This window comes from Dongia sp. (assembly GCF_041910485.1).
Taxonomy (GTDB): Bacteria; Pseudomonadota; Alphaproteobacteria; order Dongiales; family Dongiaceae; genus Dongia.
Genome location: NZ_JAYRQR010000033.1, coordinates 1 through 21,993, shown reverse-complemented (window position 1 = coordinate 21,993; position 21,993 = coordinate 1). Strand labels below are relative to the sequence as shown.

22 protein-coding genes are annotated in these 21,993 nt (G+C 63.6%); 15 read left to right on the top strand and 7 right to left on the bottom strand.

Annotation, left to right across the window (positions count from 1 at the left end; genetic code table 11):
* Positions 1-43 precede the first annotated feature (43 nt).
* Both trxB and betI read right to left on the bottom strand, forming a co-directional pair.
* Positions 44-1,012 (bottom strand): thioredoxin-disulfide reductase, encoded by a 969-nt coding sequence (trxB, locus tag ACE3PP_RS09955; protein WP_374381387.1) that lies wholly within the window; start codon positions 1,010-1,012, stop codon positions 44-46.
* 315 nt (positions 1,013-1,327) lie between these two features.
* A complete protein-coding gene (gene betI, locus ACE3PP_RS09950; RefSeq protein WP_374381313.1) occupies positions 1,328-1,912 on the bottom strand; it encodes a transcriptional regulator BetI in 585 nt (194 codons plus the stop codon).
* Positions 1,913-2,149: 237 nt separating this feature from the next.
* On the opposite strand from betI, the gene ACE3PP_RS09945 reads away from it, so the two are divergent.
* From ACE3PP_RS09945 to ACE3PP_RS09910, 8 genes are all read left to right on the top strand, one after another.
* The gene (locus tag ACE3PP_RS09945; RefSeq protein ID WP_374381310.1) at positions 2,150-2,938 is read left to right on the top strand and encodes an SDR family NAD(P)-dependent oxidoreductase; all 789 of its coding nucleotides are present in this window, start codon (positions 2,150-2,152) and stop codon (positions 2,936-2,938) included.
* Positions 2,939-2,951: 13 nt separating this feature from the next.
* Positions 2,952-3,920 (top strand): thiamine pyrophosphate-dependent dehydrogenase E1 component subunit alpha, encoded by a 969-nt coding sequence (locus tag ACE3PP_RS09940; protein ID WP_374381307.1) that lies wholly within the window; start codon positions 2,952-2,954, stop codon positions 3,918-3,920.
* Between the two features lie 2 nt (positions 3,921-3,922).
* Positions 3,923-4,939: an alpha-ketoacid dehydrogenase subunit beta gene (locus tag ACE3PP_RS09935; protein WP_374381304.1), complete on the top strand. Its 1,017-nt coding sequence runs from the start codon at positions 3,923-3,925 to the stop codon at positions 4,937-4,939.
* A gap of 10 nt (positions 4,940-4,949) precedes the next feature.
* A complete protein-coding gene (locus ACE3PP_RS09930) occupies positions 4,950-6,053 on the top strand; it encodes an acetoin dehydrogenase dihydrolipoyllysine-residue acetyltransferase subunit (RefSeq protein ID WP_374381301.1) in 1,104 nt (367 codons plus the stop codon).
* Complete coding sequence (locus ACE3PP_RS09925; protein ID WP_374381298.1) at positions 6,050-6,826, top strand: SDR family NAD(P)-dependent oxidoreductase; 777 nt, start codon at positions 6,050-6,052, stop codon at positions 6,824-6,826. The genes ACE3PP_RS09930 and ACE3PP_RS09925 overlap by 4 nt, the downstream gene beginning before the upstream one ends.
* A 48-nt stretch (positions 6,827-6,874) precedes the next feature.
* Entirely contained in the window at positions 6,875-7,984 is a 1,110-nt protein-coding gene (locus tag ACE3PP_RS09920) for an extracellular solute-binding protein (RefSeq protein WP_374381295.1), read from the top strand.
* Between the two features lie 110 nt (positions 7,985-8,094).
* A complete protein-coding gene (locus ACE3PP_RS09915; protein WP_374381384.1) occupies positions 8,095-8,274 on the top strand; it encodes an arylamine N-acetyltransferase in 180 nt (59 codons plus the stop codon).
* A 182-nt stretch (positions 8,275-8,456) separates the two neighbouring features.
* Positions 8,457-8,963 carry an Lrp/AsnC family transcriptional regulator gene (locus ACE3PP_RS09910; RefSeq protein ID WP_374381293.1) on the top strand — a complete coding sequence of 169 codons (507 nt, stop codon included), beginning with the start codon at positions 8,457-8,459 and terminating at the stop codon, positions 8,961-8,963.
* A 13-nt stretch (positions 8,964-8,976) separates the two neighbouring features.
* On the opposite strand, the gene ACE3PP_RS09905 is transcribed toward ACE3PP_RS09910, so the two are convergent.
* Entirely contained in the window at positions 8,977-9,255 is a 279-nt protein-coding gene (locus tag ACE3PP_RS09905; RefSeq protein WP_374381290.1) for a hypothetical protein, read from the bottom strand.
* Positions 9,256-9,393: 138 nt separating this feature from the next.
* On the opposite strand from ACE3PP_RS09905, the gene ACE3PP_RS09900 reads away from it, so the two are divergent.
* The gene (locus ACE3PP_RS09900) at positions 9,394-9,987 is read left to right on the top strand and encodes a dimethylsulfonioproprionate lyase family protein (RefSeq protein ID WP_374381287.1); all 594 of its coding nucleotides are present in this window, start codon (positions 9,394-9,396) and stop codon (positions 9,985-9,987) included.
* On the opposite strand, the gene ACE3PP_RS09895 is transcribed toward ACE3PP_RS09900, so the two are convergent.
* The 4 genes from ACE3PP_RS09895 to ACE3PP_RS09880 are packed head-to-tail and all read right to left on the bottom strand — an operon-like array spanning position 9,984 to position 16,771.
* Positions 9,984-12,062, bottom strand: a complete 2,079-nt coding sequence (locus tag ACE3PP_RS09895; protein ID WP_374381284.1) for a hypothetical protein — start codon at positions 12,060-12,062, stop codon at positions 9,984-9,986. The genes ACE3PP_RS09900 and ACE3PP_RS09895 overlap by 4 nt on opposite strands.
* Positions 12,062-14,833 carry a DUF4159 domain-containing protein gene (locus ACE3PP_RS09890; RefSeq protein WP_374381282.1) on the bottom strand — a complete coding sequence of 924 codons (2,772 nt, stop codon included), beginning with the start codon at positions 14,831-14,833 and terminating at the stop codon, positions 12,062-12,064. Before ACE3PP_RS09890 ends, ACE3PP_RS09895 begins: the two co-directional genes overlap by 1 nt.
* Positions 14,830-15,759 (bottom strand): DUF58 domain-containing protein, encoded by a 930-nt coding sequence (locus ACE3PP_RS09885; protein WP_374381279.1) that lies wholly within the window; start codon positions 15,757-15,759, stop codon positions 14,830-14,832. The genes ACE3PP_RS09890 and ACE3PP_RS09885 overlap by 4 nt, the downstream gene beginning before the upstream one ends.
* A gap of 10 nt (positions 15,760-15,769) precedes the next feature.
* Entirely contained in the window at positions 15,770-16,771 is a 1,002-nt protein-coding gene (locus tag ACE3PP_RS09880) for an AAA family ATPase (RefSeq protein WP_374381381.1), read from the bottom strand.
* Between the two features lie 119 nt (positions 16,772-16,890).
* Here ACE3PP_RS09880 and ACE3PP_RS09875 point away from each other — a divergent pair, with 119 nt between their 5' ends.
* The 6 genes from ACE3PP_RS09875 to ACE3PP_RS09850 all read left to right on the top strand — a co-directional run.
* Positions 16,891-17,415: a DUF1285 domain-containing protein gene (locus ACE3PP_RS09875; protein ID WP_374381277.1), complete on the top strand. Its 525-nt coding sequence runs from the start codon at positions 16,891-16,893 to the stop codon at positions 17,413-17,415.
* A complete protein-coding gene (locus ACE3PP_RS09870; RefSeq protein WP_374381274.1) occupies positions 17,415-18,050 on the top strand; it encodes a CoA pyrophosphatase in 636 nt (211 codons plus the stop codon). Before ACE3PP_RS09875 ends, ACE3PP_RS09870 begins: the two co-directional genes overlap by 1 nt.
* Entirely contained in the window at positions 18,050-18,319 is a 270-nt protein-coding gene (locus ACE3PP_RS09865) for a DUF6111 family protein (protein WP_374381272.1), read from the top strand. The genes ACE3PP_RS09870 and ACE3PP_RS09865 overlap by 1 nt, the downstream gene beginning before the upstream one ends.
* Positions 18,320-18,435: 116 nt before the next feature.
* Complete coding sequence (locus ACE3PP_RS09860) at positions 18,436-20,010, top strand: ABC transporter ATP-binding protein (RefSeq protein WP_374381269.1); 1,575 nt, start codon at positions 18,436-18,438, stop codon at positions 20,008-20,010.
* Entirely contained in the window at positions 20,000-21,076 is a 1,077-nt protein-coding gene (locus tag ACE3PP_RS09855) for an ABC transporter permease (RefSeq protein WP_374381266.1), read from the top strand. Before ACE3PP_RS09860 ends, ACE3PP_RS09855 begins: the two co-directional genes overlap by 11 nt.
* The coding region (locus tag ACE3PP_RS09850; RefSeq protein WP_374381263.1) for an ABC transporter permease at positions 21,076-21,993 on the top strand (918 nt) is incomplete at its 3' end. The genes ACE3PP_RS09855 and ACE3PP_RS09850, both read left to right, overlap by 1 nt.

Here is a 21,993-nt window from a genome sequence, read left to right as displayed (position 1 = left end):
ATGTCAGCGGCCCCCCGGCCGCTGTCTGGCAGCCGCCTTCGCCCTATTCGGCAGCTTGTGCAGTCTCATGTTCGTGGGCGGCGATGAAGCGTTCGGCTTCGAGCGCCGCCATGCAGCCCATGCCGGCGGCCGTCACGGCCTGGCGGAAGACCTTGTCCTTCACATCGCCTGCGGCAAAGACGCCTGGGATGTTGGTCGCCGTGCTGTCCGGCTTGGTGATGAGATAGCCTTCGCCATCCAATTCCAGTTTGCCCTTGAAGAGCGAGGTCGCCGGCGAATGGCCGATCGCGACGAAGAAACCGTCGGCGGGGATGGTCGAGACCTCGCCGTTGACGATGTTCTTCACCTTGACTCCCGTCACGCCGACGGGATCGCTGGTGCCGACCACTTCCTCGACCACCGAATTCCAGACGACCTCAATCTTCGGGTTGCGGAACAGGCGGTCCTGCATGATCTTCTCGGCGCGCAAATGGTCGCGGCGATGCACCAGCGTCACCTTGCTGGCGTGATTGGTGAGATAGATCGCTTCCTCGACCGCGGTATTGCCGCCGCCGACGATGACGACCTCCTTCTCGCGGAAGAAGAAGCCGTCGCAGGTGGCGCAAGCCGAGACGCCGAAACCCTGGAACTTCTTTTCCGATTCAAGGCCCAGCCAGCGCGCCTGCGCACCGGTCGCGATGATGAGCGTGTCGGCGACATAGGTATCGCCGGAATCGCCCACGGCACGGAACGGGCGGCGCGAGAAATCGACCTCAAGGATCGTGTCGAAAATGGTCTGGGTGCCGACATGCTCGGCCTGTTTCTGCATCTGCTCCATCAGCCACGGGCCCTGGATGACGTCGGCAAAGCCCGGATAGTTCTCGACATCGGTGGTGATGGTGAGCTGCCCGCCCGGCTGGATGCCCTGGACCAGGATTGGTTTCAGGTTCGCACGCGCGGCGTAGATCGCGGCGGTATAGCCGGCCGGGCCGGAGCCGATGATGAGGACTTTCGTCTTGATTTCCTGGGTCATGGCGCGCGTTCCTTGGGCAAAATCGACGGCAAAACCGACTTTCGCCATATGTCAGGCGCCAGACTCGGGTTTCTTGCCGGTAGATGACCTTAGAATAGGGGGTGGCCCCCTCGATTCCAAGCCATGCGTGGGCGTCATGGGGCAAAAACAGGGCCGCTAAGCTGCGGAAATTCCCCCGAAATCAGCTATGTCATTGGTGGATAAGGGCGCGTTGGATTGCCAGCATTTTATCGATTTCAGAAATCGATCCGGCCGATGCGGTCATGTGCCTCTGGCGGTGCTTGTGTCGTCTTCGCCGGGCGGTCGCGACCGCATTCAGGCGGCTCGCTGCGCCAGCAACGCCGCGAGGGTCTGGTTCACTAGGGCAAGGGCCGCAGGCTTTTCCGGATAGTTGCCGGTGACACCCATGCGGGTCCACATGCCGTCCATCAGCATGCTGATGATTGCCGCGATTTCTGCGGCATGCGCCGCATCGGTAAGTTGCTTCAATTCATGCATCAGATTGCTGTGCATGCGGGCGTTCTGAATCCGGATCAGCCGGCTGAAGCGGTGCGAGAAGGTCGCTTGCGCGCAATACGAAACCCAGTATTTCGCGCGTTCCGCCAAGTAGATCGACTCATCGAAGTTCCCGGCAAAGATGATGCCGAGCCGCTCCTGTGGCGTCCGGCATTGCCGCAGGCGTTCGGCGACATCTTCCGAGATCATGCGGTTGCCGAAGCGCACGGCGGCTTCCAGCAACTCGTCCTTGTCGGCGAAGTAATGGTGCAGCAGGCCGCGCGACATGCCGAGGCGCTCGGCGACCTTGGCAAGGGTCAGGCCGTGGAAGCCTTCCTCGGCCAGGATGTCGAAGGCCGCACGCTGCATGTCGCGGCGACGGACGTCCCGGATGCGCGTCTTCATGGCAAATCCTCTCCGCCCCTATGCGGCTTTTGATCGGTCGCTATGCCGATGGCGCCGTTTCCCACGCAGGGATAGGCCCGTCAAGGGCACTCGATGCCTGCAGCCAATAAATTGGCTTAATGCCAAAAAATTGGCAGGCAGCCAATTTTTTATTGACAGCCAGGGTGGGGCGCCAGCATCCTCACCCCCACGAACGGGCCGGCTACAGAGCCCGGAAAGCCAAATACGGGGACGGATATGAGTCGGCTGAAGGACAAGATCGCCCTCGTCACGGGTGGCGCGTCGGGAATCGGGCGCGAAACCGCGCGGCTGTTCGCGGCCGAAGGCGCCTCGGTGATCATCGGCGATCTCGATGTGGCCAAAGGCAAATCCGTCGCTGCCAATCTTGGCGGTCGCTTCTTGAAACTCGACGTTACCAGCGAGACCGATTGGGCCACCGTCGGCGATGAACTGAACGGCGCCTATGGCCGCCTCGATATTCTGGTGAACTCGGCCGGCATTGCCTGCAATGGCGACACGATCGACGGACCCGTCGATATCTGGCATCGCACGATGGCGGTCAATGCCACCGGCACGTTCCTTGGCTGCCGCGCGGCAGTCGCCATGATGCGCGAGAAGGGGAATAGCGGCGCGATCGTCAATATCTGTTCCTTCTACGGCAATATCGCCGGCGATGACGTGATCGCCTATGCCGCCAGCAAAGGCGCCGTCCGGCAGCTGACCAAGGGTGTCGCCTTGGCGTGCGCGGCCGCCGGTCTGCCGATCCGCTGCAACTCGGTGCATCCGACCTTCGTCGATTCGGAACTGATCCAGGGCTTCGCTGATGCAATCGGCGGCCGCGAAGCGATGCTTGCCGCCCTCACCCCACTCATTCCCATGCGGCGGCTGGCACGACCTGAAGATGTGGCGCGGGCGATCCTGTTCCTTGCCTCCGATGAGGCGGCGATGACGAACGGCGCCGGTCTCCCGGTCGACGGTGCGATGCTCGCCGGGATCGTGGCGCCGGTCGTCGCGGCCGCTAGCTGAAAAGGCGCATGCCATGCAGATGAACCGCGAAACGCTGCGCGCCGCCTATCGGCAAATGCGTACCATTCGTACCTTCGAGGAAAATGTCGACCGCGCCTTTTCGAATGGCGAGATCCCGGGCTTCGTCCATCTCTATAGCGGGCAGGAAGCGATTGCCGTTGGTGTGTGCCAGCATCTCGACGACCGCGACTATATCGGCTCGACCCACCGCGGCCACGGCCATTGCATCGCCAAGGGCTGCGATGTCGAAGGCATGATGCTGGAAATCTTCGGCAAGGCGGATGGCCTGTGCGGTGGCAAGGGCGGATCGATGCATATCGCCGACCTCGATCGCGGCATGCTGGGTGCCAATGCCATCGTCGGCGGCAGTCCGCCGCTCGCCGTTGGCGCGGCGCTCACGGCCAAGACATTGGGTACGGACCGGATCGCGGTCTCCTTCACCGGTGATGGCGGATCGAACCAGGGCACCATGTTCGAAGCCATGAACATGGCCGTGGTGCTGAAGCTGCCGGTGGTGTTCGTGGTCGAAAATAACGGCTATGGCGAGGCAACCGGCGTCGAATACGCCGTCGGCACCAAGGATATCGCGGCACGCGCCGCCGGCTTCGGCATGCCGGCGATGACGGTCGATGGGCTCGACTATTTCGCGGTTCATGCTGCGATGGAAGAGGCGGTCGCGCGAGCACGGTCCGGTGCCGGCCCAACCTTCATCTTGGCGCGCTGTGTGCGTCATCACGGCCATTACTGCGGCGATCCGCAGACCTACCGATCCAAGCAGGAACTGGAAAAGGTGCGGGCGGAAAGCGATCCGCTTATGGCCTTCCGTCGCCGTGTCACGGAAGCCGCTTTGCTGGACGCGGCCGAGCTCGATGCCATCGATGCGGAGATCGATGCCGCGATTGTCGCTGCGGTAACGGCGGCACGTGCCGCCGCGGAACCGGCGCCTGCTGCCCTCCTCAGCGACGTTTATGTGAGTTATTGACCATGCCGCGCAAATCCTACCGACAGGCGATCAATGAAGCGCTCCACGCCGAAATGCGACGCGATCCGCGCATCGTCGTCATGGGTGAAGATGTGGCGGGCGGCGCCGGCGGCACCGGCATTGATGACGCCTATGGTGGTATCATGGGGGTCACCAAGGGACTAGTGGGTGCCTTCGGCCGCGGCCGCGTGATTGATACGCCGATCACCGAGAGCGCCATCATGGGCATGGCGGCGGGTGCGGCCGTCACCGGCTTGCGCCCGGTCGCCGAATTGATGTTTGTAGATTTCATTGGTGTCTGCTTCGACCAGATATTCAACCAGGCCGCCAAGTTCCGCTATATGTTCGGCGGCAAGGCGAAGACACCGCTGGTGATCCGCGCCATGTTCGGGGCGGGCTTCAACGCCGGCGCCCAGCATTCGCAATGCCTCTATTCCTTCTTCACACATATTCCGGGTCTCAAGGTCGTCATTCCGTCGACGCCGTACGATGCCAAGGGCCTGCTGATCGAAGCGATCCGCGACGACGACCCCGTCATCTTCTTGGAGCATACGAAACTCTACGATCTCGAAGGTGATGTCCCTGATGCGGCCTATACCATTCCCTTCGGTGAGGCAGCGATCCTGCGTGAAGGTGGCGACGTGACCATCGTTGCCATCGCGCGCATGGTGCAGGTGGCGCTCGAAGCTGCGCACCATATGGCATCCGCCGGCATCCAGGCGACCGTGATCGATCCGCGCACCACCTCGCCGCTCGATGAGGACACGATCCTCGACAGTGTTGCCGAAACCGGGCACCTGGTCGTGGTCGACGAAGCCAATCCCCGCTGCAGCATCGCCAGCGAAATCGCTGCGATCGTTGCCGAGAAGGGGTTTGCCGATCTGAAGGCGCCGGTTCAGCGGGTGACCGCGCCGCATACGCCGGTACCCTTCGCCGCAAATCTCGAGGCGCTCTATATCCCGGATGCGGGCCGCGTAGAACAGGCCGTGCGCGCCACGCTGGCGCGTGCTGTTGCTTAAGGAATTCACCATGTCGCAGATCACCCCCGTCACTATGCCCACCTGGGGCCTTTCCATGGAGGAAGGCACGCTGGTCAAATGGCTGGTGCCGGAAGGATCGAAAATCGCCATCGGCACCGAGATTGCCGAAATCGAGACCACCAAGATCACCAATGTGCTGGAAGCACAGGAAGCCGGAATCTTGCGACGTCATGTCATCGGCGAGGGAGAAACGCGCAATTGCGGCGCGCTTATTGCCGTCATCGCGCCAGCCGCGACCGATGATGCAGCGATTGACGCCTTCATTGCCGAAGCGGCCATTGCCGGCGCTGCGGATGTCGTGCCCGTCCGGCCACAGCCGCAGATGGTCGATATTGGCGGGGGCGCCGCCCTGCGCTATTTCAAGCTGGGCGACGGTGGTGTGCCCGCCGTACTGCTGCATGGCTTCGGCGGCGATCTCGACAATTGGCAGCTCAATCATCCGATTTTGGCGGCAGACCGCGCGGCCTTTGCGATCGATCTGCCGGGCCACGGCGAAAGCACCAAAGAGCTGACGCGCGGTGATCTCGGCGATCTGGCTGCTTTGGTGACGTCCGGCATCGATGCGCTGGGCCTGGAGCGTTTTCATCTTATCGGCCATTCGCTGGGTGCCGCCGTTGCACTGGCGCTGGCATCCGCGGCGCCACAGCGGATTGCCACTCTGTCGTTGATCGCGCCCTATGCCGTCGGTGTGCCGATCGAGCCGAGCTATGCGCCGGACTTCATCGCAGCGCGCAAGACGCGCGACCTTCAGAAGGTGCTGGCACGCCTATTTGCCGATCCATCGCGCATGAGCCGCGACATGGTCGAGGGCGTTGCGCGCGCCAAACGTCTCGACGGCGCCGAGGCAGCACTGTCGGCTATTGCTGCTACGAATTTCACGGGCACGATGGCGCGTATCGATATTGCCACTTTGGCAGCAGAGATTCCGGTGGCCGTGATCTGGGGCGAAAGAGATGCGGTCATACCGCCGCCGGCCAAGGATATCGCCGGTGTCGCCATGCACTATCTCAGCGACATCGGACATATGCCGCATCTTGAGGCGGCGGAAGCGGTGAATGCAATTCTCTCTGCACAAATGGGAGACGCCAAATGAGCGCTCGCTTGGCGGGTCGTGCCGCCTACGTCACCGGCGGCGGCCAGGGCATCGGCCAGGGTATTGCGCTGGCATTGGCTGCGGAAGGTGCTGCGGTATTGGTCGGCGATATCGACCTCGCGGCGGCGGAGGCATGCGCAGCCGACATCCGCGGCAAGGGTGGCAGGGCCGAAGCGATGCGGGTCGACGTCACCAAGGCGGCGGATACCGAGGCGCTCGTAGCGCGGACGGAAGCGGCCTTTGGCGGCATCGATATCGCCGTGCATTGCGCCGGCATCGTCAGCGTCTGTGAGGTCGCGGATCTTGCGGAAACCGAATGGGATCGCGTCATGAACGTCAATGCCAAGGGCGTATTCCTAGGCTGCAAGGCGGCTGTCCCGGCGCTGCGCCGACGCGGCTTCGGGCGCATCATCAATATCGCGTCGGTCTCCGGGAAAGATGGTTATCAGGGCCTCGCCCACTACAGCGCATCGAAATATGCCGTCATCGGCTTCACGAATTCGCTCGCCAAGGAAGTGGCACAGCAAAACATCACGGCGAACGCCATCTGCCCAGGAATCGTGCGGACGGCGATGTGGGACATCCTTGCGGACGAATACAAGGCGAGCGGCGAGACGCGCGAGCAATCGTGGCAGCGCCAAGTCCTGGCCTTTGTGCCGCAGGGTCGCCCGCAGACGCCGGCAGAGATCGGCGATCTCGCGGTCTATCTCACGCTGGCACCCAGTGTCACGGGGCAGGCGATCAATATAGACGGCGGTCTTACCTCACATTGATTTTTAGGATCACAAGAGCCGTACATGGCCAACAGGGAGGGTATGGGAATGAAGAAGATCATCAAGTCACTGACCGGGGCGGCACTTGCCGCCGCGTTGTCGGTGGGAGTGACAGGTGCGGCGCACGCCGATGAAGAACCGGTACTCTACGTCTATAACTGGGCCGATTACATCGGCAAGGACGCACTCGCCAATTTCGAAAAAGAAACCGGCATCAAGGTGGTGCTGAGCATCTTCGACAGCTATGAGACGCTGGACAGCAAGCTGCTGACCGGTGGCAGCGGCTACGACATCGTCTTTCCAGACAATACGCTGGCCTACCATCACATCAAGGCGGGTCTCTATTACCCGCTGGATAAGGCACAACTCACCAATTACGGCAATCTCGATCCGTCGATCGTAAAGCTCTATGCCGAGGTCGATCCCGGCAACCAGTTTGTCGTCCCCTATATGTGGTGGACGAACGGCTTGGCTTTCGACGTCAACAAGATCAAGGAACGCATGCCGGATGCGCCGATCGACAGCCTCGACTTGATCTTCAAGCCGGAAGTCGCCGCGAAGTTCAAGGATTGCGGCATCATGCTGCTCGACTCACCGGTCGATGTCATGGGCCTGGCGCTGCGCTATATCGGCAAGGACCCCAACAGCAATGACGAGGCGGATCTGAAGGCCGCCGCCGACATGCTGTTGAAGATTCGCCCGCTGGTGAAGCAGTTCGAGAATTCCGGCCTCGTCAATATGCTGGCGACCGGGGAAGCCTGCCTCACCACCAACTGGTCCGGATCTACCGTGCAATCGCTTAACGCGATCAAGGAGGCCGGCTCGCCGGTCAAGCTTGATTATGTGGTGCCGAAGGAAGGGGCCAATATCGGCTTCGACGGTATGGCGATCCCGAAGGACGCGCCGCATCCGCAGAATGCGATGAAGTTTCTCAATTACATGCTGCGGCCGGACGTGATTGCGGCGACCACCAACGAAATCGGTTATGCCAGCGCCAATGTGAAGTCATGGGAGTTGGTGAAGCCGGAATTGCGTGGCCTGAGCGCGCTTTTCCCCAGCGAGGAAGCCCGCAAGAATCTGTATTCGACCATCCCGCGGGATGCGGCGGGTCTGCGTGCCCTCACGCGGGAGTGGATGCGGGTGAAAACCGGCAACTAAGCGCCTGCCCTGGCGGGTGATACTGACAGAATACCCCTGGCCCGGTGGTTCCTTGCAAAGAACCACCGGGCATTTTCTTTGCGCCGCGGCATTGACGCAGCGCGCCGAACATCGGAACGATCGATCCAGCGGATTTCGGTCTGGCCAATTGGTACGTTTCGACCCATCCGGGTTCGTCCTTCACCCAGCAGATGATCGTCGCACGACCCTTTGCCGAGGGGCGCCAGATCCCCCAAGAGCGGATGGCGACGGGCGGGCCCTTGATCGCAGCGAGGATGTCAGCCTGCTAGCGGGCCGGCAGGATCTGGCCGAGACGTCACGGGCGAGGTTCGGCCTGCATGTGCCGGAAGCGGATATCGCCCGGCTGTGGGCTCGGCTGGGGGTGATTTAGGCTCTTGCACGCTGCACTAGCGAAATAAAATGACCTGCAATATAATTGCGCGATCTACGTCGATTCGAAGGGGATCGTTTCATGCGCCGCGCAAAGCTCGACAAGATCGACCTGAAAATCCTGGCCGATCTGCAGGCAGACGGGCGTATGACCAACGTGGACTTGGCCAAACGCGCCGGTATTTCGGCGCCACCCTGCCTGCGCCGGGTGCGCGCGCTGGAAAAGGCCGGCTTCCTGAAGGGCTACCATGCCGACGTCAATGCCGAGGCGCTGGGCTTTGGCGTGACCGTCTTCGCCCAGGTCGGCCTCTCAAGCCAGGCCGAGGCGGACCTCAAGGCCTTCGAGGCGCGGGTCCTCACCTGGCCGCAGGTGCGCGAATGCCACATGCTGGCCGGCGAGACGGATTTTCTCCTCAAGATCGTCGCCCATGATTGGGACTCGTATCAGCGCTTCCTCACCACCTGCCTCACGGCGGCGCCCAATGTGAGCCACGTGAAATCCGCCCTCGCCATCCGCACTGCCAAGAACGAGCCCGGCGTGCCGATCGACATCGAAGGTGGGGAGGAACCGCGCGGTGAAGATATCTAAGGGATGGAGCTATCTAGGACGCACTCTCGAAGCCGAATTCGGCGAGGTGCTTGCGGCCGTGGAAGACGCCGCCAAGGTCGATCAGCGACCCGTCGGGAAGGGCTGCCTGGGTGTGGCAGTCGATCCCCTGGAATAGGCGGACATCGCATCCGTCGATGAAGAAATCGGCGAAGCGCAGGATGGCGCTAGGCTTTGCGGCCGGCGGCAACGCCGACAGCGTGGCATTGAGCCCGGCACTGGCGCTGGCCCGCGAGATGCGGGGATCGGACATGAAATCGATTGCCGCGGCCATAACTCACTTCCCTTGATTTGCCGCCGCCCCCAGCCTTTAGTGCCGGGGGTCTCGGCAGCGCGAACGACTTGTCAGTGAGTGGCCGGAAGGCGCCTGCCGGTTTGTGACCGGCTTCACAGAACGGACCTGGAGCGGAAAATGGCGAGCGCCTGGATTGATCTGCTGGACGGGATCAAGCGACGCCTGGAAAACCAAGGGCTGGGTGGGCGTGTGGGATTTGGGGCGGATCTGGTCGCCCTCGGCCAGCTCTCACCCCGAACGACGGCCGAGACCGGTCGACCATTGCCGGTGCAGCGCCATTGGCCGGCGGCAGGTGCCGGCGATGAGCTGGGCCGATGGATCGCCGAAATCGGGCAAGATCTCGGCACCGCTTGGCGCCAGAATCCCAACTATCGGGCAGCCCCGCCCAGCACGGGCTTCCTCGACAATTACGGCTATCTCGAATGTGCCGGACCGGAGGCGCCCTATTGTACACCGCACTTGCGCCTGGGCCTGCTGCTCCTTGGGCCGCGCACGCTCTATCCGCAGCATCATCACCCGGCCGAGGAAATCTATCTGCCGCTCGGTCCTGGGCGATGGTGGAAGGACGGTGAGGGTTGGCAGGCGCGTGTTGCCGGCGATGTCATCCACCACCCACCCATGTGCGGCCATGCGACCGAGAGCGGCGACGCACCCTTGGCCGCGATCTATCTTTGGCGCGGTGAGATTGCTCGTGCGGCGGAGATCGGCTAACGCCCCTCGCGACGCCACGCGGCAAGGACAAGGCCGATGGACAAGGCAAGGGCCGCCCAGGCGGGCAGGAGCGGCGCCTGGGTGATCCCGGTCACGACGTAATCCTCGTTGCGGGTGAAGCCCAGCCAATTGCTGCCGGCGCGATCGCCCTTCTTGCCGACGCGCCGCAATTCGGGAACGCCATCGTCGGGCAGAACGGTCACGCCGCCGCCGGATTCGTCGATCAGGCTCTGAAGCGCCAAGGGGCTGGCGCGGGGGTCGCTGAATTCCTTTGAATTGACCTCGCCCAGGGCGGCGAAGGCGTCGCGTGTGCCGTCATTGACACGGTAGAGACCCTGGTCGGCCGCCGGCAAGGTTGCCGTGGCGCGGCCGCGGCCGATGTCCTTCAGGGTCACAGTCTCGGTCCGATCGTCGGGCCGGGTTACTGTGACGCTGACATTGTCCTGTGAACTGAGGCTGCGTCGCTCGATTTCCAGTTTGCCGTCGATCGCCACGGCGCGGAGATCTTCTTCCTCGAGATCCGGTTCCTGCATCAGCCAGTGCGCCGTGCGACGCACCAGTTCGGCCTGCGGACCGCCACCCTCGAAGCCCTTGGACCATAGCCACAGATGATCGGAGAATATCTGCGCCACGCGGCCCTTGCCGACGCGGTTGAGGACGAGGAGCGGCATCTCACCGGCACCGTTCATCAACACCTCGCCCGCCGCATTGGTCGCGGCGATCTGTCGGAACCAGCGGCCCCAATTGGGGGCTGCGTTGGGATCGCTGAGTAGGTCGGCTGTCACCGGATGCCGCTTGCCGGTATCGCTCAGCACAGGCTTGAAACCCTGGTTGATGATTTCGCCCGTGGGCTGGGCGGCGAAGATGGGCGAGAGCGGCGTGCGATAAAGGCTGAACTGACCGACGGCCGTCGGACCGGCGGATTCCAGCACGGCGCCGCCGCCGGCAACATAGTCGGCGATGTGCTGGAAATATTCGTCGGGCAGGATGCCGAGATGCTCGAACCGATCGAAGATGATCAGATCGAACTCGCGCAGCTTCACGTCGAACAATTCGTCATAGGGAAAGGCTATGAGCGCCAATTCGTTGATCGGCGTCGCATCCTGCTTGTTCGGCGGCCGCAGGATGGTGAAGTGGATGAGGCTGACTGACGGGTCCGATTTGAGGAGATTGCGCCAGCTACGTTCACCCGGATAAGGCTCGCCGGAAATGAGCAACACCTTGAGTTCGTCACGAACGCCGTTGACCGAGATCACGGCGCGGTTGTTGATGCGGGTCAGCTCCTGCGGGCCGTCATCGGTTTCGATCTCAAACACCGTCTGACCGCCATGCTCTAGATCGAGCGACAAGGTCGCCTCGCGCCCCGTGACGACGGGAACGGGATCGAGCGGCACACCGTCGCGCTTGATGTGCACCGTGGCCGGGGCCCCCGGATTGCCACCAAGATCGTCGACGCGCAGCTTCACTTCGACCGGCTTGCCGACCAGGCCGAAGCTGGGCGCCTCAACAAGTTCGATGCGCCGGTCACCCTTCGCGGGATCGTCGCTGAGCAGCAAATGGATCGGTGCATCGATGCCAAGATCTGCAAGTGCCTTGGGTGCATCGTGAATCTGGCCATCGCTGACCACGACGATACCGGCAATGCGGGCAAGCGGCAGGTCGGCCAGGCCGCGGCGGAGCGCGTCGAAAAGCTGCGTGCCCTTCTCGGCTGTATCAGGCCCGGCGCCGGCATCGATCACCTTGATGTCGATGTCGTCGAGCTTGCCGAGCGCTTGGTTGAGAGTGGCGGCCGCGCGTGCCGTGACGGCGTCGCGATCGCCGATCGATTGCGACGGCGAGCGGTCGATGAGGATGATCGCGATATCCTTCTGATAGGTGCGTTTCTCCTGCACCATGCTGGGATCCGACAGGGCGGCGAGCAGGCTTAGGCCCGCCAGCAGACGCAGAACGGCACCACGCGCGCGGCGCCACAGCGACAAGGCGAAGAGCAGGACGAAAAGAGCAAGCAGCCCGAGGAGTGCTGCTTTGGGCAGCAGCGGGTTGAAGACGATCGAAAGGCCGTTCCAAAGATCCATTATTGCCCGAGCCTTTCCAGAATGGCGGGGACGTGGACCTGATCCTCTTTGTACTTGCCGGTCAGGGCATACATGACGAGGTTGATGCCGAACCGGTACGACATCTCGCGCTGTTTCTCGCCGCCCGGCGTCACCGGGAACATCGGCTGGCCGTAATTGTCGATGGCCCAGGCGGCGGCATAATCGTTGCTGCCGACCAGGACCGAGGCGACGCCGTCATTGAGGCGGCTTTCGGAATTGTCGATCCAGAGCGTGCCGCCGAGCCAGCGGCCCGGAAAATCCTTGAGGAGGTAGAAGGAACGAGTCAGCACATGATCGGCCCCGACCGGTGCCAAGGGGGGAATTTCGAGACCGCCGGTCAGTTCCTGCAGCCGCATGGCCCCTGGGCCTAAGCCACCGGTGATGCCGACAACATTCTGGTCGGCTGTATCGAAAAGGATCATGCCACCGCCGGCAATATAACGGTTGATTTCGGTGACGGCGCGGTCGCTCAGGGTGCCGCTCGATCCGGCGACCGGCCAATACAGAACCGGATAGAAATCGAGCGTGTCGACATCGAGGTCGACGCCGACGGGATCGCCCATATCCGCCGACGTCCGTTCCAACAGCCGGGTGGTGAGGCCGTAGAGCCCGGCGCGGCTGGTTGCGTCGACACTCGGTATGCCGGTACGGACATAGGCGAGGTGCGTGGTGTCGGCCGCTGTGATGATCTCGTCATCGCTCATCGGCTGGACGAGCGTGGGTGGGTTGTCGCCTTCCTGCGCACGGGCCGGGCTGGGCAGCAGGCCGCCAGCCAGCGCGACGACGAGCAATGCGGCGGCCCCTGTCGCCACGTTGCGGCGATGTCCGAGCAAGCCGCGCATGGCAAGGCCGATCAACATGTCGGCTGCCAGCAGCAACGTCGCGAACAGCAGCAGCCAGGGCTTCCAATCGATCGCCGACGCGGGGGTCAGCGGTTCCAGCTTCAGATCGATGGGTGCAACCGCCGCCAGATTGGCGCTGAGATTGAGTGCGCGGCGGCCGTCGCTGGGGCCGTAGAAGCCGGCCGGGTGCTGCGGTCCGGTGACCTGCTTTCTGAGATCCTCGGGCGCGAGCGGTGTGAGGCTGCTCGGTGCTGGACCGAGACGGCCGAAACCGTCGAGGATCTGGCTGGGCGGCAGCGGTGTCTTCTTGTCCTGCGCCACGCTGGAAATGCCCGAGGCCAGCATCAGCAGGCGATTCAGCATGTCGACATAGAGACCGGAGATGGCGAGGTTCGACCAGGTCGTATTGGCGCTGACATGGAACAGCACGACATAGCCTTCGCCGCGCTTGGCGCCGGTCACCAAGGGCGTTCCATCGCTGAGGCGCGCCCAGGTCTTGTTGCCGAGGTCGATGTCTGGCTGTGCCAGCACCTGCCGGGCAACGGTCACGTCCTTGGGGATGTCCAGACCGACAAAGGGCGATGCGGCGGGGAAGGGCGCAAGGCGCGCCGGTTCCGACCAAGAGAGCGCGCCGCCCAGCACGCGGTCGCCCTGGCGCAGGCGCACGGGCAGCAGATCGTCATCGACATTGAGGGCGAGGCGATCGCCGGCAAAGCGGATCAGCATGCCGCCATCCTCGACCCAACCGGCGAGGGCCGCGCGCTCGCCATCGCTGATCTTGCTGCCGTCGGGCAGGATCATCACCGACAAAGGCTGCTTGACCAGGGTCGTCACCGTGCCGACGCGCAGTTCGTTGACGGGCTGCAGCGCGCGCTCGACGTAATACAGCTCGCCCAGCAAGGGCTGGCGTGCAGCGGCGGCATTGTCGGTGATGACGCCGATCGGCTTGGCACCAGCCATGTCGTCGAGAAGGACGATGCCGCCGGCATCGCCGCTTTCGGCGCCGGCCGCCGGCTGCAGCGATACCGCGCTGACGCGGCTGCGCAGTTCCAGCGGCAACGGGATCGATGCCTCGACCAGGTTCTGGCTAGCGGCAAACTGCGCCTTGCCCAAGCTGATGGCGCGGCCATCGCGATCGAGCACGCGCAGGTCGATGGCCTGGGCAGCGCCGGTCATCGGGCGCTCGACCTTGGTCTTGAGGCCCGCAGCATCGATCTTCGCCGGACGCAGGATGGTGGGGAGATCCCGAGGACCCGCCACGCGCAAGCCGCCGCGTTTTTGCAGGCTATCGGCCAGCGCCGCATCGATCTTGGCATCGCCGGCCACACCATCGCTGAGCCAAACGGTATTCAGCTCTGTCGGCAAAGTGAGGCCGTCGAGCATGGATTTGACGAGATCACGCCGTGCCGGCCAGGGCATCGGCGTGAGATTGGCGACGAAGGTCTTTGCTTGGGCCGGTGCCAGACTATTGGGAGGCATCAAACCGATCTGCCCCAAGGCCGGTGCCGTCGGTACGACGAAGACATTGCGCCCTTCGCGGGCAGCCTGGTCGATGAGGCTCTCCGCCATGCCGTTGGTTTGGCGCCAATGCGCGGCGGACGGCCACCCATTGTCGATGACGAGGAGCAATGGCCCTTTGCGCGCCAGCCCCTGGCCGGCATTCCAGACCGGGTGCGAGAGTGCGGCGATGACGAGGGCGGCGATCACGATACGCAGCAGGATGAGCCACCAGGGCGTCCGGTGCGGTGTTTCCTCGCGCGGGATCAGGCCGAAGAGCAGGCGGATCGCCGGGAAATGGATGCGTTTGGGACTGGGTGGGGTGATGCGCAGCAACCACCACAGGATGGGGAGGGCGAGGAATGCCAGCAGCAGCGCGGGGGTGAGGATCGAGAGATTGCCGATATTCATCGTCGCAACCTGCGATCCGCCGCGAGCCATTGATAGAGTGCCAGAACCGCGGCCGCCGGTGGTGCATCGGTTACATGGACGGTCATGCTCCAGCCGGCATGGCGGGCGAGATCGCGCAAGGCATCTTGATGTGCCGCGAGCCGGTCCAGATATTGGGTGCGGATCGATTCGGCGCGACTCATCAGCACGTCGCCTTCCCGTTCAAGTCCCAGGAAGCGGACGCGACCAGTGAAGGGCATGGATTGTTCGGCTGGATCGAGCACCTGCAGCAGATGGCCATGCACATTGCGCCCGGCAAAGCGGGCGATGACGTCCTGCCAATCCTCGATCGGCGACAGGAAGTCGCTGACGAGAAGGGCATGGGAATGGGCGGGAAGATCGGCCGCCGGCGGCAGGCTGGGTGCCAGCGCCGGGTTGCGCGCATTTATGTAAAGCCTTTCCGCCAATCGTTCGGTCACGAAGCGACCGGCGCTCGGCGGCTCCGGATTGCCGAGAAGGCCGACGCGTTCGCCGGCGCGCGACAGGACGCTTGCCAAGGCAAGGGCCAGGACCTGCGCGCGCGATGCCTTGGTCGCGAGATCGCGCTGACTGGCATAGGTCATGGATGGCGAAAGGTCACACCACAGATAGACGCTTTGCGACGCCGACCATTCGAGCTGGCGCAGATAAAGCCTGTCGGTCTTGGCCGATGCGCGCCAATCCAGGCGTTTAAGCTCGTCGCCGGGATAATAGGGCCGGTATTGCCAGAACACTTCGCCCGGACCCGTGCGCCGCCGGCCGTGGACACCTTGCTCGACCGTGGCGGCGATGCGCTCGGCTGCGAGCAGCAGCGGCGGCAGGCGTTCCGCAACCGCCGCCGCTTCCGCCTTCTGGCGGTCGCGGGCGATTTGCGCCTCGGTCGGTGGGGTGGTACTGCCGATGGCCACGCGCTGACGCTCAGTCCAATTGTCCGATGAGGCGGTCGATAATGCTGGTCAAGGTGGCGCCCTCGGCACGCGCGCTGTAATTGAGCGCGATGCGATGGCGCAGCACGGGATGGGCGAGGGCGGCCACGTCGTCGATCGACGGGCTGAACCGACCCTGCATCAGGGCGCGGGCGCGACTTGCCAGCATCAGGGCTTGGCCGGCACGCGGCCCCGGACCCCAGGCAAGGCTCGAGCGCACGGCGTCGATCTCGCTTGTCTCCGGCCGGCCGGCGCGGACCAGGCGCAGAATCGCCTCGACCACCTTGTCGCCCACGGGTACGCGCCGTACCAGGCGTTGGGCGGCCATCAGTTCAGCGGCACTCAGGACGGCGGCGGGTTCCGCCTCGGCCGCACCCGTGGTGACGATCAGCATCTGCCGTTCAGCGTCGACGGTCGGGTAATGCACGTCGATTTGCAGCAGGAAGCGGTCGAGCTGCGCCTCGGGCAGCGGATAGGTACCTTCCTGCTCAAGCGGGTTCTGTGTCGCCAGCACGTGGAAGGGTTGCGGCAAGGCGTGGGTTTGCCCGCCCACCGAAACCTTGTGCTCCTGCATCGCCTGCAGCAGCGCCGACTGGGTGCGGGGGCTGGCGCGGTTGATTTCGTCGGCCATCAGCAATTGGCTGAAGACTGGCCCCTTGATGAAGCGGAACGTGCGTCTGCCGTTGTCGCTTTCTTCCAGCACTTCGGAGCCGATGATGTCGGCCGGCATCAGGTCGGGCGTGCACTGGACGCGCTTGGCATCGAGCCCCAGCACCTTGCCGAGGCAATCAACCAGTCGTGTCTTGGCGAGGCCCGGCACGCCGACGAGAAGGACATGGCCGCCGGCCAGCAGGCTGACCAGCGTTTGTTCAACCGTTTCTTCCTGACCGAAGATGATTTGGCCGATATTGGTGCGGACCTGGGCAAGGCGCCGGCTGAGACTTTCGATATCGGCGCCGAGGTCTCCGCCTTCGGCAGCAATGCCCCCCGGAATTGGGCCGGACGGGGCGGAATGGCTGGATTCGATACTGGCCAAGGCGGCCTCCTTGCACTCGTCTGGGAATAGCTTATCTTTTCTTTAGATTTCAGAAGCGTAGCGCCAGGTATAGGGCGATGTCCAACCACGATTTGACCAACGTCGATTTCAGCAAGCTGCCCTCCTGCGGGGATTTCGATTTTCGCATCGCCCGGGACGGCACCTGGTTCTATCGCGGCTCGCCGATCGGTCGTAAACCCTTGGTGCGCCTATTCTCCACGGTATTGCGGCGAGAAAATGACGGTTCCTTCTGGTTGGTGACGCCAGTCGAGCGTGGTCGGATTACGGTCGACGATGCCCCCTTTGTGGCAGTGGAGTTGCAGGTGACGGGTGCCGGATCCGCGCAGAATCTTGCCTTCCGCACGAATGTCGAGGATTGGGTGACGGTGGATGCCGACCATCCGCTCAGGGTCGAGCAGCGGCCGGGGGGCGAGCCCAGCCCCTATGTCAGGGTGCGCGGTGCCCTTGATGCGCTCATCGCGCGACCCGTCTTCTACCAGCTCGTCGATTTGGCCGAGTCGCGCGTGAGCGAGAAAGGTGAGGAATTGGGCGTCTGGAGCGGTGGCGCCTATTTCCCCCTCGGCATGGCGGAGGCCGCGTGATGGCACGTGATCTGGTTTTGTCGCGGTTCCGCGATCTTGTCCCCGGCCGCCGCGGGGCGCCTCAGCCACGGGGCGATGACGATCTCAACCCCGACATGCGCGCTGACATGGTGGGCAAGAAGCTTGTTCCCGCAGCCGTCCTGGTGCCGCTGGTCGACCGGCCGGGTGGGATGACCGTTCTTCTCACCAAGCGGACCGATCACCTTCACGACCATGCCGGGCAGATCAGCTTTCCCGGCGGTCGGGTCGATGCCGGCGATGCCGATGCCATTGCCGCTGCCCTCCGCGAGACGGAGGAGGAAACCGGGCTGGACCGCGCGCATATCGACACGATCGGCCAGCTCGACATCTATGTGACGCGGACCGGGTTCGAAGTGACGCCGGTCGTTGGCCTTGTGCGGCCGGGCTTTTCGCTCAACCCAGATTCATTCGAAGTGGCGGAGGTTTTTGAAGTGCCGCTCGCCTTCTTCCTGGCGCCGGACAGCCGGCGCATGGAAAGCCGCGTTTGGCAGGGGCACACGCGCTATTTCTATGTCTACCCCTACGGCAAATATTACATCTGGGGGGCTACGGCCGGCATGCTCAACAATCTGGCCGAGGTGCTGGCCGGGCCGGACAGCGTGGCCGTCGCCTGATGCGCGCGATCCTTGAAATCGTCATTCCGCTGCTGCTGCCGGCGTTGGTCTATTGGCTCTATCTCAGAATTCAGGAGCGGCGCGGCCGTGAGGTGCATGATGTGCCCGTCTCGTGGCTGGCCGTCGCCGGTGTCTTCCTGGTGGCGATGGTGCTTGTTGCTTCGTGGCTGACCGGCAGCGAGCCGCCCAGCGGGAAATATATCCCACCCGCCGTCATCGACGGCAAGCTCGTGCCCGGCCATTTTGAAGACCAGCCGCCATCGCCCTGAGGCCCTGTTCCAGACCCTACGGGGGTGCAAATGGACGGGCAATCTTCTATAAGATCGCCACAGCTTCAAAAGTCCCGGGCGGGCCTTGGCCTTGCGAATCGGGCGGAGGATCGGGGATGGCACTGACGGGAAGAGAGGCGGTCGCGGGGCCGACGGCGCAGCCGTTGCTGAGGCTCAACGGCATCGTCAAACAATTTCCCGGCTGCCGCGCCAATGACGCGGTCGACCTTGCCGTCATGCCCGGCGAGATTCATGCCCTGCTCGGCGAGAACGGCGCCGGCAAGTCCACCCTGGTCAAAATCGTCTACGGCGTGCAGCAGCCGGATGCCGGCAGTATCGTGTGGCAGGGCGTGCCTCAGTCGATCGCCAGCCCGTCGCATGCGCGCGACCTCGGCATCGGCATGGTGTTCCAGCATTTCTCATTGTTCGAGGCGCTGACGGTTGCCGAGAACATCGCGCTCGGCATCAACGACAAGGCGCTGCGCAAGGATCTCGTTGCCCGCATCGCCGAGGTTTCGGAATCCTACGGTCTGCCGCTCGATCCGACGCGTGTTGTTCATGATCTGTCGGTGGGTGAAAGGCAGCGCATCGAAATCGTGCGCTGCCTGTTGCAGAGGCCCAAGCTTCTCATCATGGACGAGCCGACCTCGGTGCTGACGCCGCAGGAGGCGGAGAAGCTTTTTGCGACCCTGCGTCGCCTCGCCGGCGAGGGTTGCGCCATCCTCTATATCAGTCACAAGCTCAACGAAATCCGCGCTCTGTGCGAGAGAGCGACGATTATGCGTTTGGGGCGCGTCGTTGCCGAATGCGATCCGCGGCAGGAAAGCGCCAAGCATCTGGCCGAATTGATGATCGGCACCACTTTGAGGGCCCCGATCCACGATCGCCGGCTGGACGAGGCGGCGGCAACGCGCCTCTCTGTGCGCAACCTCTCGGTTCAATCGGAGCAGCAGTTCGGCGTCGACCTGCGCGATATCAGCTTCGAGGTGCGCGCCGGCGAAATCCTCGGCATCGGCGGGATCGCCGGCAACGGCCAGAACGAGTTGATGTCGGCCCTTTCCGGTGAGTCGCTTTGCAACAGTCCGGAGACGATCCTGCTCGACGACACACCTGTCGGGCGCATGGGGCCGGAAGGGCGGCGTCTCTGCGGCGGTAGCTTCGTGCCGGAGGAACGCAACGATCACGGTGCCGTGCGCGAAATGACGCTCGCCGAGAACGCGCTGCTTTCGGGCTATGGCCGGCGCGGGCTGGTGCAGCTCGGCATGGTCGACATGAAACGCATCGCGGCCTTTGCCGGCGAGGTGATCAAGCGTTTCGACGTGCGCACCACGGGGCCAAAGGCCGAGGCGCGGTCGCTGTCCGGCGGCAATCTGCAGAAATTCATCGTCGGGCGCGAAATCATGCAGGAGCCGAGCGTCCTGGTCGTGGCACAGCCGACCTGGGGCGTCGATGCCGGTGCCGCCGCAGCGATCCACCAGGCACTTCTCGATCTTGCCACCACGGGTGCGGCAATCGTCATTATCTCCCAGGATTTGGACGAGATCATGCAGATTGCCGACCGCATTGCCATCATCGCCCGCGGGCGACTGTCGCCGGCCCTGCCGACCGCTGCCGCGACAATCGAAGAGATCGGCACGCTCATGGGCGGCGTTCCGGCGGCCCCCGGCGCCGAGGTGACGCATGCGTATTAGCGTCGTCCCTCGTGGCGAGCGATCACGGGTCTGGACCTATGCCTCGCCCTTGCTGGCTATCCTGCTGACACTGGTCACGGCGGCAATCGTCTTTGCAGCACTCGGCAAGGAACCGTTTGAGGCGCTCCGCGTAATGTGGCTCGACCCGCTTCTTGGCAAGCGCGGCTTTTCCGAACTGTTCATCAAGGCCGCGCCGCTCATCATGATCGCGGTCGGTCTGTCGCTGGGCTTCCGTGCCAATGTCTGGAACATCGGCGCCGAAGGGCAATACATCATGGGGGCGATCTTCGCGACCGGCGTCGCACTCTTCTTCTATGATGTCGAGAGCTTTCCTGTTTGGCTGCTGATGATCCCGGCAGGCATCCTCGGCGGCATGTTCTGGGGCGCAATCCCGGCCCTCCTCAAGACCCGTTTCAATGCCAGCGAAATTCTCACCAGTCTGATGCTGACATACGTCGCCAACCTGGGCCTCCTTTATCTGGTGGTGGGGCCGTGGAAGGATCCGGACGGTTACGGCTTTCCACAGACCCGGCTGCTCACGGCGGCAGCAAGCTCGCCGCATCTCGTGCCGGGCACGCGCATCCATCTGGGCGTCGTCGCCGCCCTCATCGTCGTGGCGCTCGGCTGGTTCCTGCTGTCGAAATCTTTGCTCGGATTCAAGCTGAAGGTCGTGGGGCAGGCACCGCGCGCCGCTGCCTATGCCGGCTTCTCGACACGCGCTCTCACCTGGCTTTCCATGCTGGTGGGTGGGGGCCTCGCCGGGCTCGCCGGCATGTTCGAGGTGGCCGGTCCCATCGGCCAGCTGACACCGGCCCTCTCCACCGGCTATGGCTTTACGGCGATCATCGTCGCCTTTCTCGGCCGCCTGCATCCGGTCGGCGTTCTGTTCGGTGGTCTCGTTCTGGCGCTTTCCTATCTCGGTGGCGAAAAGGCGCAGATCGCGCTGGGCCTCCCCGCGGCCGTCACCAAGATCAATCAAGGCATCCTGCTTTTCTATCTGCTGGCCTGCGATCTCTTGATCCGCTATCGGCTGTGCGTCAGCCTCGCGAAGAAGGAGGCCGCCTGATGGACAGCGCCGTTCTCGTTTCCGTCATCCTGTCGATCATCTCGGCGGCAACGCCGCTGCTGCTCGCGGCAACCGGCGAATTGGTGACCGAGAAATCCGGCGTCCTCAATCTCGGCGTCGAAGGCATGATGCTGGTGGGTGCCGTTGTCGGTTTCGCGGTGACGCTGACGACCGGCAGTGCCGTGCTGGGGATCGTCGCGGCCGCACTTGGCGGCGCCTCGATGGCTCTCATCTTCAGCGTTCTCACCTTGACCTTGCTGGCCAACCAGGTGGCGACGGGACTTGCACTGACCATCTTCGGCATCGGACTTGCCGCCATGATGGGAGCGGCCTATGTCGGGCAACCGATCGAGCGCCTGCCCAGTCTCTATATTCCGGGTCTCACGGATCTGCCCTTTGTCGGGCGCATCCTCTTCGGTCAGGACGGGCTGGTTTATCTTTCATTCATCGCTCTCTTCGGGACGATCTGGTTCCTGTTCCATACCCATGCCGGCCTCGTGCTGCGGGCGGTGGGGGATTCGGCCGAAGCCGCGCATGCGATCGGCTATCCGGTCATCGCCATCCGCTATGGCGCGGCGCTCTTCGGTGGCGCCATGAGCGGGCTGGGCGGGGCCTATCTGTCCTTGAGCTATACGCCGATGTGGGCCGAGGACATGACGGCCGGTCGCGGTTGGATTGCGCTGGCCCTGGTCGTCTTCGCCACTTGGCGGCCATTGCGGGTATTGCTCGGTGCCTATCTGTTCGGCGGCATCACCATCCTGCAGTTCCATGTGCAGACGCTAGGTCTCGGCATACCGGCCCAGTTCGTCTCGATGTTGCCTTATCTTGCGACCATCTTCGTTCTGGTGGCGATCTCGACCGACCGCACCAAGATTCGCCTGAATGCACCGGCTTGTCTGGGCCGACCGTTCCACGTC

Coding starts and splice junctions, on each gene's coding strand:
- ACE3PP_RS09890 (WP_374381282.1), bottom strand. CDS start 14,833: ATGAATATCGGCAATCTCTCGATCCTCACCCCCGCGCTGCTGCTGGCA.
- ACE3PP_RS09900 (WP_374381287.1), top strand. CDS start 9,394: ATGGCGAGCGCCTGGATTGATCTGCTGGACGGGATCAAGCGACGCCTG.
- ACE3PP_RS09860 (WP_374381269.1), top strand. CDS start 18,436: ATGGCACTGACGGGAAGAGAGGCGGTCGCGGGGCCGACGGCGCAGCCG.
- ACE3PP_RS09945 (WP_374381310.1), top strand. CDS start 2,150: ATGAGTCGGCTGAAGGACAAGATCGCCCTCGTCACGGGTGGCGCGTCG.
- betI (WP_374381313.1), bottom strand. CDS start 1,912: ATGAAGACGCGCATCCGGGACGTCCGTCGCCGCGACATGCAGCGTGCG.
- ACE3PP_RS09895 (WP_374381284.1), bottom strand. CDS start 12,062: ATGGATCTTTGGAACGGCCTTTCGATCGTCTTCAACCCGCTGCTGCCC.
- ACE3PP_RS09925 (WP_374381298.1), top strand. CDS start 6,050: ATGAGCGCTCGCTTGGCGGGTCGTGCCGCCTACGTCACCGGCGGCGGC.
- ACE3PP_RS09910 (WP_374381293.1), top strand. CDS start 8,457: ATGCGCCGCGCAAAGCTCGACAAGATCGACCTGAAAATCCTGGCCGAT.
- ACE3PP_RS09905 (WP_374381290.1), bottom strand. CDS start 9,255: ATGGCCGCGGCAATCGATTTCATGTCCGATCCCCGCATCTCGCGGGCC.
- ACE3PP_RS09855 (WP_374381266.1), top strand. CDS start 20,000: ATGCGTATTAGCGTCGTCCCTCGTGGCGAGCGATCACGGGTCTGGACC.
- ACE3PP_RS09930 (WP_374381301.1), top strand. CDS start 4,950: ATGTCGCAGATCACCCCCGTCACTATGCCCACCTGGGGCCTTTCCATG.
- ACE3PP_RS09870 (WP_374381274.1), top strand. CDS start 17,415: ATGGCACGTGATCTGGTTTTGTCGCGGTTCCGCGATCTTGTCCCCGGC.
- ACE3PP_RS09865 (WP_374381272.1), top strand. CDS start 18,050: ATGCGCGCGATCCTTGAAATCGTCATTCCGCTGCTGCTGCCGGCGTTG.
- trxB (WP_374381387.1), bottom strand. CDS start 1,012: ATGACCCAGGAAATCAAGACGAAAGTCCTCATCATCGGCTCCGGCCCG.
- ACE3PP_RS09875 (WP_374381277.1), top strand. CDS start 16,891: ATGTCCAACCACGATTTGACCAACGTCGATTTCAGCAAGCTGCCCTCC.
- ACE3PP_RS09940 (WP_374381307.1), top strand. CDS start 2,952: ATGCAGATGAACCGCGAAACGCTGCGCGCCGCCTATCGGCAAATGCGT.
- ACE3PP_RS09920 (WP_374381295.1), top strand. CDS start 6,875: ATGAAGAAGATCATCAAGTCACTGACCGGGGCGGCACTTGCCGCCGCG.
- ACE3PP_RS09935 (WP_374381304.1), top strand. CDS start 3,923: ATGCCGCGCAAATCCTACCGACAGGCGATCAATGAAGCGCTCCACGCC.